Origin of the sequence: Janthinobacterium sp. J1-1, from assembly GCF_030944405.1 — a bacterium.
Lineage (GTDB): Bacteria > Pseudomonadota > Gammaproteobacteria > Burkholderiales > Burkholderiaceae_D > Janthinobacterium.
Genome location: NZ_CP132339.1, coordinates 514,545 through 528,207 on the forward strand (window position 1 = coordinate 514,545; position 13,663 = coordinate 528,207).

A 13,663-nucleotide genomic window follows, 5' to 3' on the forward strand; every position below is an offset into this window, starting at 1 on the left:
ATTGGCGCGGCTTTCGTTGACCCCCTAAGATCAACGCAGGCACGCGCACGACTTTCTATATGGCATGCGCTTGATCGACCGATAAAAAACATACCGAGACGACACCTCCATGCACACTGACGCTGCTGTTCTTTCCGTGACCTCCGCGCCTTTCGGCAACCTGCCCGATGGCTCTCCCGTGACCGCCCATACGCTCGCCAACCGCCACGGCATGCAAGTCAAGGTGCTGGACTTCGGCGCCATCATCAGCGAAGTCCATGTGCCGGATCGCAACGGCGTGCTGGCCGATGTGGTGCTGGGTTTTGACCATATCGAACCGTATCTGGCCAACTCGGCCTTCCTGGGGGCGGTAATCGGGCGCTTTGGCAACCGGATTGCCAAGGGGCAGTTCAGCCTCGATGGCAAGAGTTATCAGCTGGCGATCAACAATGCGCCGAATCATTTGCATGGCGGCGAACAAGGTTTTCACCAGGTGTTGTGGCAGGCGGCGCCGTTTAAAACGGACGATGCGGTGGGCATTAGCTTTACGCGCAGCAGCCCCGATGGCGAAGATGGTTATCCGGGCAAGCTCGATGTCACGCTGGTGTATGAGCTGAACAATGACAATGCCTTGAGCCTGCGCTATCACGCCGTGACCGACCAGGCCACGCCCGTCAATCTCACCAACCACAGCTATTTCAACCTGGCGGGGCAGGGCGATATGCTGGCGCACGAGATCGTCATCCATGCGGACCGCTACACGCCGGTGGACGCCGGTTCGATACCCACCGGCGAACTGGCCGATGTGGCCGGCACGCCGTTCGACCTGCGCACGCCGACCGCGATCGGCGCCGGGATTGCCTTTGATCACCCACAGATCGGCATCGGGCGCGGCTATGACCACAACTTCGTGCTCAATAAACAGGCAGGGCAGGCATTGAACCTGGCGGCACTTGTCCGCGAGCCGCAGTCGGGGCGCGTGATGCAGGTGTATACAGAAGAGCCGGGTGTGCAGTTTTACTCGGGAAACTTCCTCGACGGCAGCCAGCCGGGCAAGGGCCGCGCCCACGGCCAGCGCAGCGCTTTTTGCCTGGAAACCCAGCATTTTCCCGATAGCCCCAACCACCCGCACTTCCCCAGCTGCATCCTGCGGCCGGGCCAGGAATACCGCTCCGCCACGGTCTACCGCTTTTCAGCGGAGTAAGCCCCCATTCCCATCCCTGCTGTCACGCCCTGCTTGCAGGGCGTGATTGTTGCCACTGTCGATATTCATTTCGGTATCGAAACGCTATAAAAATTGATTGGAAAGGCATGGCGCCTTTCTTTAGTATCGCCACATCGCTGCCCGGGGCGCTGGATTGTCGGGCATGGCACACACAGGAGAATGGCATGTCTGACACAAAAAAGAAGGTAACCCTGCGCTCGGCCGAGTGGTTCGGTTCCCAGGACAAGAACGGTTTCATGTATCGCAGCTGGATGAAAAACCAGGGCATTCCCGACCATGAATTCCAGGGCAAACCGATCATCGGCATCTGCAATACCTGGTCCGAACTGACGCCGTGCAATGCGCACTTCCGCAAGCTGGCCGAGCACGTCAAGCGCGGCATCCTGGAGGCGGGCGGTTTTCCGGTCGAATTCCCCGTGTTCTCGAACGGCGAATCGAATCTGCGCCCGACCGCCATGCTGACGCGTAACCTGGCGTCAATCGACGTCGAAGAGTCGATCCGCGGCAATCCGATGGACGGCGTGGTGCTGCTGGTCGGCTGCGACAAGACGACGCCTGCGCTGCTGATGGGCGCCGCTTCCGTCGATATCCCGACCATCGTGGTGACTGGCGGCCCGATGCTGAACGGTAAACTCAATGGCAAGAACATCGGTTCCGGCACGGCCGTGTGGCAGTTGCACGAGCAGGTCAAGGGCGGCGAAATTTCCATGCACGAATTCCTGGCCGCCGAAGCGGGCCACTCGCGTTCGGCCGGTACCTGCAACACCATGGGTACGGCCTCGACCATGGCCTGCATGGCCGAGTCGCTGGGCACCTCGCTGCCGCACAATGCGGCGATTCCCGCGGTGGACGCGCGCCGCTATGTGCTGGCGCATATGTCGGGCATCCGCATCGTCGAAATGGTGCGCGAAGACCTGAAACTGTCGAAAATCCTGACCAAGGAAAATTTCGAAAACGCGATTCGCGTCAACGCCGCCATCGGCGGTTCGACCAATGCCGTGATCCACCTGAAAGCGATTGCCGGCCGTATCGGCGTCGACCTGGAACTGGAAGACTGGACCCGCGTGGGCCGTGGCATGCCGACCATCGTCGACCTGCTGCCATCGGGCCGCTTCCTGATGGAAGAGTTTTATTACGCGGGCGGCTTGCCGGCCGTGATCCGCCGCATGGGCGATGGCAATCTGTTGCCGAACCCGGACGCGCTGACCGTCAACGGCAAGTCGCTGTGGGAAAACTGCAAGGATGCGCCGATCTATGACGACGAAGTGGTGCGCACCCTGGACAACCCTCTGCTGAAAGACGGCGGCATCTGCATTCTGCGCGGCAACCTGGCGCCACGCGGCGCCGTGCTCAAACCGTCGGCCGCCACGCCGGCGCTGATGCAGCACCGCGGCAAGGCCGTCGTCTTCGAAGACTTCGAGCACTACAAGTCGCGCATCATGGACCCGGACCTGGAAGTGGACAAGGACTCGGTGCTGGTGATGAAGAACTGCGGCCCGAAAGGCTATCCGGGCATGGCCGAAGTGGGCAATATGGGCCTGCCGCCGAAGCTGCTGGCCGCCGGCGTGAAGGACATGGTGCGCATTTCGGACGCGCGCATGAGCGGTACCGCCTACGGCACCGTGGTGCTGCACGTGGCGCCCGAAGCGATGGCCGGTGGCCCGCTGGGCATCGTGCAGGATGGCGACTGGATCACCCTGGACTGCGCCGGTGGCCTGCTGAACCTGGACATTACCGATGAAGAAATGGCGGCGCGCCAGGCGGTGCGCGTGCGCGGCAGCGCGCCGGGTCCGAAGACCGGCTACCAGCAGCTGTATATCGAACACGTGCTGCAGGCCGATGAAGGCTGCGACTTCGACTTCCTGGTCGGCCCGCGCGGTTCCGCCGTGCCACGCCATTCACACTAAGCGAGAGAACTGACATGTTGCTGATTCAATTCAAGAACGAAAACGGTGGCCGCCAAGTTGGCCTGCTGCAAGACGACAGTATCCGCGTCATCGACGGCTACGACACGACCTATGCGCTGGCGCGCGCGGCGATTGCTCAAAAGACCGGCATCGCCGAACTGGTCAATGCCAGCGTTGGCAGCATCACGCATTCCTATGCGGAAGTTGCCGCGGCTGGCCGCGTCTTGCCGCCGCTCGATCACTTTGATGAAGCCCACTGCTACGTGACGGGCACGGGCCTGACCCACCTGGGCAGCGCCGGCGCGCGTGACGCCATGCACAAGAAGATCGGCGGCGACGCCGAGTCCTTGAGCGACTCGATGAAGATGTTCCGCCTGGGCGTCGAAGGCGGCAAGCCTGCCGACGGCACGGCCGGCGCCCAGCCCGAATGGTTCTATAAAGGCGACGGCTCGATCGTGCGCGCCGGCGGCCAGCCGCTGGGCATGCCCGACTTTGCGCTGGACGGCGGCGAAGAGCCGGAAATTGCCGGCCTGTACGTGATCGGCGACGACGGCCAGCCGTATCGCGTCGGCTACGCCATCGGCAATGAATTTTCGGATCATGTGACCGAACGCCAGAATTATCTGTACCTGGCCCACTCGAAACTGCGCATGTGCAGCGTCGGCCCGGCCCTGCTGGTCGGTGAGTTGCCCGAGCATATCGACGGCACCTCGCGCGTGCTGGACGCTGCCGGCAAGGTGCGCTGGGAAAAGGCCTTTGTCAGCGGCGAAACCAATATGTCGCACACGATCGCCAACCTGGAACACCACCATTTCAAATATCCGCTGTTCAAACGCCCAGGCGATGTGCATGTACACTTCTTCGGCACGGCCACCTTGAGCTTTGCCGATGGCGTCAGTGTTGCGCCGGGCGAAACGTTTGAAGTCGAGGCACCGGCCTTTGGCCCTGCGCTGTCGAACCGCCTCGAAATCTTCCCTACCGAATTTGCGAAAGTGAGCACATTATGAGTTTCAATATCACGGGCGAAGCCCTGATCGGCGGCGTCGCCGTCAAAGCCAACGGCGCGTCCTTCGAAGCATGGGACCCGGCCGCGCGCGCGCATGTCGCGCCGTCGTTCCAGACCGTCGACGCGGCCCAGATCGATGAAGCCTGCCGCCTGGCAGAAGCCGCCTTCGACACCTACCGCGCCACCAGCGACGCCGAGCGCGCCGACTTCCTCGACACCATCGCCGAGCAGATCCTGGCCATCGGCGACGACCTGATCGTGCGCGCCATGACCGAAAGCGGCCTGCCGCGCGTGCGCCTGGAAGGCGAACGTGGCCGTACCGTGGGCCAGCTGAAACTGTTCGCCGGCCTGCTGCGCGAAGGTTCCTGGACCGACGCCCGCCTCGATACCGCCTTGCCGGAACGCACCCCGCCACGCCCTGACCTGCGCCTGCGCATGATCGGCCTGGGTCCGGTGGCCGTATTCGGCGCCAGCAACTTCCCGCTGGCCTTTTCGGTCGCCGGCGGCGATACCGCCTCGGCCCTGGCCGCCGGTTGCCCGGTAGTGCTCAAAGCCCACCCGGCCCACCCTGGCACCTCGGAACTGGTGGCGCGCGCCATCGTCAAGGCGGTCGAGATCGCCAAGCTGCCAGCCGGCGTATTCTCCCTGCTGACCGGCATCGGCAACGATCTCGGCCAGGACCTGGTGGCCCATCCCGCCATCCAGGCCGTCGGTTTCACGGGTTCGCGCGTGGGTGGCCTGGCGCTGATGAAAGTGGCGGCCAGCCGTCCGCAACCGATTCCTGTCTACGCAGAAATGAGCAGCATCAACCCGGTGTTCGTGCTGCCGCAGGCGCTGGTCGCCCGTGGCGCCGCGATCGCCGCCGGTTTTGCCGGTTCGCTGACGATGGGCGTGGGCCAGTTCTGCACCAATCCCGGCCTGGTGCTGGGTCTGGAAGGTCCTGAATTCACGGCTTTTGCCGCCGCCGCCGCCGAAGCGCTGGCGCCAGCGCCAGCCGCCACCATGCTGACGGCCGGCATCGCCAGCAGTTACGTGAAGGGCGTGGAAGCCCTGGCGCAGCATGCCGACGTGAAACCGCTGGTGCAGAACGCGGGCGAAGAAGGCAAGGGCGCCGCCGCCCTGTTCGTCACTTCGGGCGAGGCGTTTTTGGCCAAGCACGACCTGCGCGACGAAGTGTTCGGCCCCGTCTCGCTGCTGGTGGCCTGCCGCGATATCGCGCAACTGGTCGAGATCACGGAAAGCTTGGAAGGCCAGCTGACGGCCACCCTGCAAATGGACCAGGGCGACCTGGAAGACGCACGCCGTCTGCTGCCGGCGCTGGAACGTCGCGTGGGCCGCATCCTGGCCAACGGTTTCCCGACCGGCGTGGAAGTGTCGACCGCGATGGTGCACGGCGGCCCGTTCCCGGCCACCTCGGACGGCCGCAGCACCTCGGTCGGCACGGCCGCGATCAACCGCTTCCTGCGTCCGGTGTCGTACCAGAACCTGCTGCAGGACCTGCTGCCGGAATCGCTGCGTGACGGCAATCCGCTGGGCATCTGGCGCCGTAAAGACGGTGTATTGGGCAAAGAATAAGCGTCAATCGGTAAAACAGTGGAGAACAGATGAAGCAGTTGGCAAGGTATGACAGCCTGCGCGGCAAGCGCGTATTCATTACGGGTGGCGGCAGCGGCATCGGCGAATCGATGGTGGAGGAGTTTGCCGCCCAGGGTGCGCAGGTGGCGTTTGTCGATATCGCCCGTGATGCCAGCGAGGCCCTGTGCCGCCGCCTGGCAGAGGCTGGTTTGCCCGCGCCGCTGTTTCGCCACTGCGACATCACGGACATTCCCGCCTTGCAGGCCGTGATGGCCGGCTTTGTGGCCGAGATCGGCGACTTCGACGTGCTGGTCAACAATGCCGCCAACGACCAGCGCCACCAGGCCGAGGACGTCACCCTGGAATACTGGAACGAACGCATCGCGATCAACCAGCGCCCGATGTTCTTTACCTGCCAGGCCGTGTTCGAAGGCATGAAGCGCCGGGGCGGCGGCTCCATCATCAATGTCAGCTCGATTTCCTGGCACATGAAGTCGGGCGGCTATCCCGTCTATGCCACCACCAAGGCGGCCGTGGTGGGCCTGACGCGGGGACTCGCGCGCGACTATGGCGCGCACCATATCCGCGTCAATACCGTCACCCCCGGCTGGGTCATGACGCAGCGCCAGATCGACCTGTGGGTCGACGACGCGGCCGAGCTGGAAATCAGGAAAAGCCAGTGCTTGCCCAGTAAATTGATGCCGCAGGATATCTCGGCCATGGTGCTGTTCCTGGCCGCCGACGATGGCGCGATGTGCTCGTCGCAGGAATTCATCGTCGACGCCGGCTGGGTGTAAGTTCTTTTTTAATCCCCCGCAGCAAACGTTCGCTCCTGCCGGCCTCGCGCCGCAGGAGCTTTTTTTCGTTTACCCCGGACAGGACTTTGTATTTTCGATACCGATATATAAATCGATATCACAAGCGAAAAAGAATTGATTGGATGGCTATGTTGCTTTCTCCTACCATGGGTTCATAAAAAAACGCCCAGCCGGCATCCCGCTGTGTTGGTATTCCGATAATAATGGAGACTACAATGAAATTGACACGCCGCACACTGCTCGCCAGCGCCATCCTGCTTGCCCTGTCCAGCACGACGTCCGCCTTTGCCGCCAAGCCGCTGGTGATGGGTTTCTCGCAAGTGGGCGCCGAAAGCGAATGGCGTACCGCCAATACCGTGTCGATCAAGGATGCGGCCAAGAAAGATGGCGTCACCCTGAAATTTGCCGATGCCCAGCAAAAACAGGAAAACCAGGTCAAGGCTCTGCGCTCGTTCATTGCCCAGAAAGTCGACGTGATCGCGTTTTCGCCGGTCGTCGAATCGGGCTGGGATACCGTGCTGCGTGAAGCCAAGGCCGCCAAGATTCCCGTCATCCTGACCGACCGCGCCGTCAATGTCACCGACAAATCGCTGTATGTCACCTTTATCGGTTCGGACTTCGTGGAAGAAGGCCGCCGCGCCGGCCAGTGGCTGCTCGAGCACGCCAAGAAAACCCCGGACGCGCAACTGAACATCGTCGAATTGCAAGGCACGGTCGGTTCGGCGCCGGCCATCGACCGCAAGGCGGGCTTTGCGGAAGTGATCGGCAAGAATCCGAACATGAAGATCATCCGTTCGCAAACGGGCGACTTTACGCGCGCCAAGGGCAAGGAAGTGATGGAAGCGTTCCTGAAGGCCGAAGGCAAGAAGATCAACGTGCTGTACGCGCACAATGACGACATGGCGATCGGCGCCATCCAGGCCATCGAAGAAGCGGGCATGAAACCGGGCAAGGACATCATCATTATTTCGATCGATGGCGTCAAAGGCGCGTTCGAAGCGATGATCGCCGGCAAGCTGAACGTGACTGTCGAGTGCAGCCCGCTGCTGGGCCCGCAACTGATGTCGATCGCGCGCGATGTGGTGGCCGGCAAACCGGTGCCGAAACGCATCACGACGGTGGAAGGCGTGTTCCCCGCCGAAGTGGCCGCCAAGGAATTTCCTAACCGTAAATACTAAGCTTGCCGATGACTACGCAAGTGAATCATGACGCCGCGCCAGTGCCGTTGCTGGAACTGCGCGGCATCAGCAAGTCATTTCCCGGCGTCAAAGCCCTCAGCAATGTCGCACTGCGCCTGTATCCGGGCGAAGTGCATACCTTGATGGGGCAGAACGGCGCCGGGAAGTCGACCCTGATCAAGGTGCTGACGGGCGTCTACACGCCCGACAGCGGAGAAATCATGCTGGATGGCCAACCCATCGCGCCGGCCTCGACCTCGGACGCCCAGGCGCTGGGCATCAGCACCGTGTATCAGGAAGTCAATCTGTGCCCGAACCTGTCGGTGGCTGAAAACATCTTTATCGGCCGCTATCCGCGCCGCTTCGGAGCGCGCTTTGGCCCGATAGACTGGCGTTCCATGCAGCAGCAGGCGCGTGCCTTGCTGCAGCAATTGCAGATCGATATCGATGTCACGGCACAACTATCTGCTTATCCGCTGGCGATCCAGCAGATGGTGGCCATTTCGCGCGCCCTGAATATTTCGGCGCGCGTGCTGATCCTCGACGAACCGACCTCCAGCCTCGACGAGGCGGAAGTCAACCTGCTGTTTTCCGTGCTGCGCCGCTTGCGCGAGCAGGGCATGGCCATCCTGTTCGTCACCCATTTCCTCGAGCAGACCTATGCCATTTCCGACCGCATCACGGTGATGCGCAACGGCGAGCGCGAAGGCGAATACCCGTGTAGCGAACTGTCGCGCCTGGCGCTGGTCAACAAGATGATCGGCGTGGCGGCCGATACGCAGGCGCTGGCCGACGAACCGCTGCACGATGGCGCCGCCACCTTTGGCCCGAATGTGGTCGAAGCGCAGGGCCTGGGCCGCAAGGGTGCGCTGGCGCCGATGGATTTTCGTATCCGCCAGGGCGAACTGCTGGGCCTGGCCGGCTTGCTGGGCTCGGGCCGCACCGAACTGGCGCGGCTGCTGTTTGGCGCCGACAAGGCCGATACGGGCAGCATCCGCATCAATGGCAAGGAGAAGCACTTTGCCGTGCCGCGCGACGCCATCGGCGCCGACATCGGCTTCTGCTCGGAAGACCGCAAGCACGAGGGCGCCATTCTGTCGCTGTCGGTGCGCGAAAACATTATCCTGGCCTTGCAGGCACGCACGGGCTTGCTGCGTGCGATCCCGTTCAAGCGCCAGCAGGCGCTGGCCGATGAATACGTGAAGGCGCTGGGCATCAAGACGGCCAGCATCGAGACGCCGATCGGCAGCCTGTCGGGCGGCAACCAGCAAAAAGCGCTGCTGGCGCGCTGGCTGGTGACCAATCCAAAAATGCTGATCCTGGACGAACCGACGCGCGGCATCGATGTGCGCGCCAAGCAGGAAATCATGACGTATGTCACCAAGCTGTGCCGCAAAGGCATGGCGATCCTGTTCATCTCGTCCGAGCTGCCCGAGGTGCTGCGCTGCAGCGACCGCATCGTTGTCATGCGCGACCGCAAAGCCTGCGGCGAATATGCGCGTGGCGAACTCGACGACACCACGGTGCTGCAAGTGATCGCCGGCGACACCCACGCTGCGGGAGAAACCGCATGAGCATCTCCACACCGGCCGGCGCCGCGCGTCCGGCCTCCACCACGGATGGTTCCCCTTTGCATAACGTCCTGACGCATCCGCTCGGCCGCCCGGTGGGCGCGCTGGTCCTGCTGCTGCTGGTGGCCTTTTTCACCATCCCCGGCTTTTTCCACCTCGAAGTGCGCGACGGCCATCTGTACGGCAGCGTGATCGACATTATCAACCGCGCCGCGCCCCTGATGCTGGCGGCGCTGGGCATGACGCTGGTGATCGCCACGCGCGGCATCGACATTTCCGTCGGCGCCGTGGTGGCCCTGTCGGGCACCGTGGCCGCCATGCTGATCGGCGGCACCATGGTGATGGACAACGGCGTGCCGACCTACGTCAGCAATATGCCGATGGGCTGGGCGCTGGCCGCGGCCCTGGGCGCAGCCTTGCTGTGCGGCGCCTGGAATGGCGTGCTCGTCGCCGGCCTGGGCCTGCAGCCGATTGTCGCCACCCTGATCCTGATGGTGGCCGGGCGCGGCCTGGCCCAGCTGCTGACGGACGGCCAGATCGTCACCGTCTACTACCAACCGTTCTTCTTTATCGGCAGCGGCTATCTGTTCGGTCTGCCGTTTTCCCTGTACCTGGTGGCGGCGGTGTTCATCATGACCGCCTTGCTGATGAAAAAGACCGCGCTGGGCCTGTTTATCCAGGCGGTCGGCATCAATCCGGTGGCCGCGCGCCTGGCCGGCATCAGGACCGCCACCCTGATCTTTTTTGTCTACGTGTTCTGCGCCGCCTGCGCGGGATTGTCGGGCCTGATGATCAGCTCCAATATCAAGAGCGCCGACGCCAATAACGCCGGCCTGATGCTGGAGCTGGACGCCATCCTGGCGGTGACGCTGGGCGGCACCTCCCTGGCCGGCGGCAAGTTCAGCCTGGTGGGCAGCATGATCGGCGCGCTGATCATCCAGACCCTCACCTACACCATCTATTCGCTGGGCGTGCCGCCGGAAGTGAACATGGTGGTCAAATCGGTGGTCGTGTTCCTCGTCTGCATGTCGCAATCGTCGGAATTCAAGCAATTGCTGCAACGGAGGAAAGCATGAAGGGCTTGCTGCATACCCCTTATTTCACCTCGCTCGTCACCGTGCTGTTGCTGGTGGTGATGCTGGGCCTGGGCGGCGCCCTGTATCCGGGCCTGCTGTCGACGCAAGTGATTTTCAACCTGCTGATCGATAACGCCTTTCTGCTGGTGATCGCCGTCGGCATGACCTTCGTCATCGTCTCGGGCGGCATCGACCTGTCGGTGGGCTCGGTGCTGGCGCTGTCGACCATGATCGCCGCCTGGCTGCTGCAGGTGGCGCACTGGCCGCCGCTGCTGGTGATCGCCACCGTGCTGGCGCTGGGCTGCGTGTTTGGCGCCAGCATGGGCGCCTTTATCCACTACTTCAAGCTGCAGCCATTCATCGTCACCCTGGCCGGCATGTTCCTGGCACGCGGGCTGTGCTACCTGATCAGCATCAATTCGATCACCATCGACGACCCGCTGTACGTGGCCATGTCGCAGACGCAGTTGCAGTTCCTCGGCGGCTTTGTCTCGCCCGGCGTGGTGATCGCCGTGATCACTCTGCTGGTGGCCGTGTGGCTGGCGCACGCCACGCCGTTCGGCCGCGCCGTGTATGCGATCGGCGGCAATGAGCAGTCGGCGCTGATGATGGGCTTGCCAGTGGGCCGCACCAAGGTGCTGATCTATGCCTTCAGCGGCTTTTGCGCCTCGCTCGGCGGCGTGCTGTTTTCCTTCTACATGCTGTCCGGCTACGGCTTGCATGCGCAGGGCACGGAACTGGACGCGATCGCCGCCGTCGTCATCGGCGGCACCCTGCTCAGCGGCGGCTACGGCTATGTGGCCGGCGCCTTGTCCGGCGTGCTGGTGCTGGGCACCATCCAGACCCTGATCGCCTTCGACGGCACGCTCAGCTCGTGGTGGACCAAGATCGTCATCGGCGGCCTGCTGTTCGTGTTTTGCGTGGTGCAGCGCCTGATGGCGATGGGACAGAAGAAAACCGTCTGACCGCAGCTGATTTACATATGGCCATCGGCATCACCGCCGGTGGCTTTTTTTTGACCGTACCGGAGCTATAGCGATATCTATAATATCGATATCGATATCGAATAATTTCCGATATCGATCATGATATGATTTATTCATGGATACTCTCAACCCCAACTGGTTCTTGCGAGCCCGCCTGAAGACGCGGCAATTGCTGCTCCTGATCGCCCTTGACGAGCAGCGCAATATCCATCGCGCGGCCGAAGAATTGCACATGACCCAACCGGCCGCGTCCAAGCAAATCAAGGACCTGGAAGAGATGCTCGACGTGCGTCTGTTCGACCGCTTGCCGCGCGGCATGGAGCCGACCATCTTCGGCGAGACCATGATACGCCACGCGCGCATGGCGCTGACCAGCCTGTCGCTGGCGCATGACGATATCGTCGCCCTGAAGTCGGGCCTGACAGGCCAGGTCGAAGTGGGCATCATCATGACGCCGGCCATGGCCCTGCTGCCGCGCGCGATCGCCCGCATCAAGCAGCAGGCGCCCTTGATGCGCATCGGCGTGCATGTGGAGCACAGCAATACCCTGATGGACATGCTGCAGCATGGCAAGCTCGATTTCATGATCGGGCGCATCCTGGAAAAGGAGGGCAGCTCCGGCCTTGTGTACGAGGAATTGACGGAAGAGCCGGCCAGCGTGGTGGCGCGCAACGGCCATCCGCTGATGGCGCGCAAGAATTTGCAGTTGAAGGATATCTCGACCCATCCGTGGATCCTGCCGCCGCAAGGCAGCATCCTGCGCCACCGCTGCGACATGATGTTCCGCCGCGCCGGCCTGGAGCCGCCCGTCAACACGGTCGACACCACCGCCTTGCTCCTGATTACCTCGCTGCTGCAGCAAACCGATTCGCTGCACGTGATGCCGACCGAGGTGGCGCACTACTACCAGTCGCTGAACGTGCTGAGCATTCTGCCGATCGACCTGCCGTGCAAGATGGACGCCTTCGGCATCATCCGCCAGCGCGACCATCTGCTGTCGCCGGGGGCCGACATGCTGCTCAATGCGGTGCTGGCGGCGGCCAAGGACATGTATTAGTCGGGCACTTCGAAGAAAAACAGCTGCACCAGCCGGCCATTCTCGGGCGTGTCGCCAAACACATTGCTGAGCGAATGGAAATAATGGCCCTTGTACATGATCAGCCGGTTGTGGCGCATCGGTACTTCCAGCAGGGCCTGCCAGCTGTCGCGCCGTTCCTGCAAGTCATTGAATTTTTGCACGGTGCTGTTCGGCAGCCAGCGTTTCTGGAAATCCTTGAAGCTGGCGTAGCCGCCTGCCTTCACCTGGGCTTCGGGCAATCTGCGGTACCAGCCGCTGGGCTGGTGGCGCCAGAACGTGGTGCCGCCCTGGCACTGCTCGGGCGGATTCAGATACAGCACGCCCGCATAAAAATTGAAATTGCTGCCCGTTTCGTTGTCGACATGGATGTCGGTGCGCGCCATCGCGTCGGCATAGCTGAGGCGGTACGAGCCGTTGTCCGGTGAAATGAAGCGGATCTCGCGCCCCAGCGCGGTGGCGATGCGCTCCATGATGGCCTGGCAGGGCTGGCCGTCGGTCTGGCTGCCCGGATAATTCTGCCCCGCATAGCGCTGCTGTTCGAACGGCAGGGCCAACGCCTGGGCGCGCCAGGCGGCGGGGTCGGGCAGGAAGTCGTCGATGATATGCAGGTCGGTTTCACGCACAAAGTCGCGCAAATCGTCGGCCACCTCCAGTTCGGTCAGGCGCTCGGGCTGCTCCGGATTCGGGCTGGCAAAGCCGACCTTGCACACCTGCGCCAGCGCCGGGTGCAGCGCCAGCGCCTGTTCGTAGCGCACCAAAGCCAGTGCGCGCTGCCCCGTGCGGTAGTACAGCTCGGCCAAGCCCTGCAGGGTTTGCCAGCGTTCCGGGCGCAGGGCGCGCGCCCGTTCCAGTTCCGCTATCGTTTCCGGCACGCGCTGTTTGGCCAGCAGCAGCTCCGCGTGGACAATCGCATAGTCGTGTTCCTGCGGCGCCAGCCGGGCGGCCTGGGCGTAGCTGGCGAGCGCCGCGTCGTTGTCATTGCCGCGCATCACATTGCCCAGGTTATGGTGGAACAGGGCGTTATCGGGCTGCTGCTTGAGCGACAGCTTCAGCAAGCCCAGCCCCATCGCCGGCTGGCCCAGTTCCAGCATCGCCAGGCCCTGGAAATGCTGGGCTTCGGCCAGCGCCGGCTGTGCTTTATACGCCGCCTGGTAGGCATTGATCGCCTCGATCAGCTTGCCTTGCTGGTGCAGTTGGCGGCCCTTGCTCAGTTGCTGTTCGGCCAGTGTGTGTTTGCCCGTTTGTTCGCCCATTTCCCGCGTCT

Annotated in this window: 11 protein-coding genes; 10 read left to right on the forward strand and 1 reads right to left on the reverse strand. The window is 62.9% G+C overall.

Translation table 11 applies throughout. The annotated features are described in order from the left end of the window. Positions 1-109 precede the first annotated feature (109 nt). The 10 genes from Q8L25_RS02275 to Q8L25_RS02320 all read left to right on the forward strand — a co-directional run bounded on the left by Q8L25_RS02275 (position 110) and on the right by Q8L25_RS02320 (position 12,378). Entirely contained in the window at positions 110-1,183 is a 1,074-nt protein-coding gene (locus Q8L25_RS02275; RefSeq protein WP_308923372.1) for an aldose epimerase family protein, read from the forward strand. A gap of 185 nt (positions 1,184-1,368) precedes the next feature. Beyond that, positions 1,369-3,111 (forward strand): IlvD/Edd family dehydratase, encoded by a 1,743-nt coding sequence (locus Q8L25_RS02280; RefSeq protein WP_308923373.1) that lies wholly within the window; start codon positions 1,369-1,371, stop codon positions 3,109-3,111. Between the two features lie 14 nt (positions 3,112-3,125). After that, positions 3,126-4,118 carry an AraD1 family protein gene (gene araD1 / locus Q8L25_RS02285; protein WP_308923374.1) on the forward strand — a complete coding sequence of 331 codons (993 nt, stop codon included), beginning with the start codon at positions 3,126-3,128 and terminating at the stop codon, positions 4,116-4,118. Continuing rightward, positions 4,115-5,692 (forward strand): aldehyde dehydrogenase (NADP(+)), encoded by a 1,578-nt coding sequence (locus Q8L25_RS02290; RefSeq protein WP_308923375.1) that lies wholly within the window; start codon positions 4,115-4,117, stop codon positions 5,690-5,692. Before araD1 ends, Q8L25_RS02290 begins: the two co-directional genes overlap by 4 nt. Positions 5,693-5,721: 29 nt before the next feature. Continuing rightward, complete coding sequence (locus tag Q8L25_RS02295) at positions 5,722-6,489, forward strand: SDR family oxidoreductase (protein ID WP_308923376.1); 768 nt, start codon at positions 5,722-5,724, stop codon at positions 6,487-6,489. Between the two features lie 236 nt (positions 6,490-6,725). Continuing rightward, positions 6,726-7,688, forward strand: a complete 963-nt coding sequence (locus Q8L25_RS02300) for an ABC transporter substrate-binding protein (RefSeq protein WP_308923377.1) — start codon at positions 6,726-6,728, stop codon at positions 7,686-7,688. A gap of 8 nt (positions 7,689-7,696) precedes the next feature. Beyond that, positions 7,697-9,262, forward strand: a complete 1,566-nt coding sequence (locus Q8L25_RS02305) for a sugar ABC transporter ATP-binding protein (RefSeq protein ID WP_308923378.1) — start codon at positions 7,697-7,699, stop codon at positions 9,260-9,262. Further along, positions 9,259-10,335, forward strand: a complete 1,077-nt coding sequence (locus tag Q8L25_RS02310; RefSeq protein WP_308923379.1) for an ABC transporter permease — start codon at positions 9,259-9,261, stop codon at positions 10,333-10,335. Before Q8L25_RS02305 ends, Q8L25_RS02310 begins: the two co-directional genes overlap by 4 nt. Then, positions 10,332-11,300, forward strand: coding sequence for a galactofuranose ABC transporter, permease protein YjfF (gene yjfF / locus Q8L25_RS02315; RefSeq protein ID WP_308923380.1), 969 nt, complete (start codon positions 10,332-10,334; stop codon positions 11,298-11,300). The genes Q8L25_RS02310 and yjfF overlap by 4 nt, the downstream gene beginning before the upstream one ends. Positions 11,301-11,436: 136 nt before the next feature. Further along, positions 11,437-12,378, forward strand: coding sequence for a LysR family transcriptional regulator (locus Q8L25_RS02320; RefSeq protein WP_308923381.1), 942 nt, complete (start codon positions 11,437-11,439; stop codon positions 12,376-12,378). On the opposite strand, the gene Q8L25_RS02325 is transcribed toward Q8L25_RS02320, so the two are convergent. Beyond that, entirely contained in the window at positions 12,375-13,652 is a 1,278-nt protein-coding gene (locus Q8L25_RS02325; protein WP_308923382.1) for a DUF6445 family protein, read from the reverse strand. The two genes, Q8L25_RS02320 and Q8L25_RS02325, sit on opposite strands and share 4 nt — an antisense overlap. Positions 13,653-13,663: the final 11 nt, after the last annotated feature.

What these genes read in the sequence shown, in the direction of transcription:
- Q8L25_RS02275 (WP_308923372.1), top strand. Translation starts at nt 110, where the DNA reads ATGCACACTGACGCTGCTGTTCTTTCCGTGACCTCCGCGCCTTTCGGC.
- Q8L25_RS02280 (WP_308923373.1), top strand. Translation starts at nt 1,369, where the DNA reads ATGTCTGACACAAAAAAGAAGGTAACCCTGCGCTCGGCCGAGTGGTTC.
- araD1 (WP_308923374.1), top strand. Translation starts at nt 3,126, where the DNA reads ATGTTGCTGATTCAATTCAAGAACGAAAACGGTGGCCGCCAAGTTGGC.
- Q8L25_RS02290 (WP_308923375.1), top strand. Translation starts at nt 4,115, where the DNA reads ATGAGTTTCAATATCACGGGCGAAGCCCTGATCGGCGGCGTCGCCGTC.
- Q8L25_RS02295 (WP_308923376.1), top strand. Translation starts at nt 5,722, where the DNA reads ATGAAGCAGTTGGCAAGGTATGACAGCCTGCGCGGCAAGCGCGTATTC.
- Q8L25_RS02300 (WP_308923377.1), top strand. Translation starts at nt 6,726, where the DNA reads ATGAAATTGACACGCCGCACACTGCTCGCCAGCGCCATCCTGCTTGCC.
- Q8L25_RS02305 (WP_308923378.1), top strand. Translation starts at nt 7,697, where the DNA reads ATGACTACGCAAGTGAATCATGACGCCGCGCCAGTGCCGTTGCTGGAA.
- Q8L25_RS02310 (WP_308923379.1), top strand. Translation starts at nt 9,259, where the DNA reads ATGAGCATCTCCACACCGGCCGGCGCCGCGCGTCCGGCCTCCACCACG.
- yjfF (WP_308923380.1), top strand. Translation starts at nt 10,332, where the DNA reads ATGAAGGGCTTGCTGCATACCCCTTATTTCACCTCGCTCGTCACCGTG.
- Q8L25_RS02320 (WP_308923381.1), top strand. Translation starts at nt 11,437, where the DNA reads ATGGATACTCTCAACCCCAACTGGTTCTTGCGAGCCCGCCTGAAGACG.
- Q8L25_RS02325 (WP_308923382.1), bottom strand. Translation starts at nt 13,652, where the DNA reads ATGGGCGAACAAACGGGCAAACACACACTGGCCGAACAGCAACTGAGC.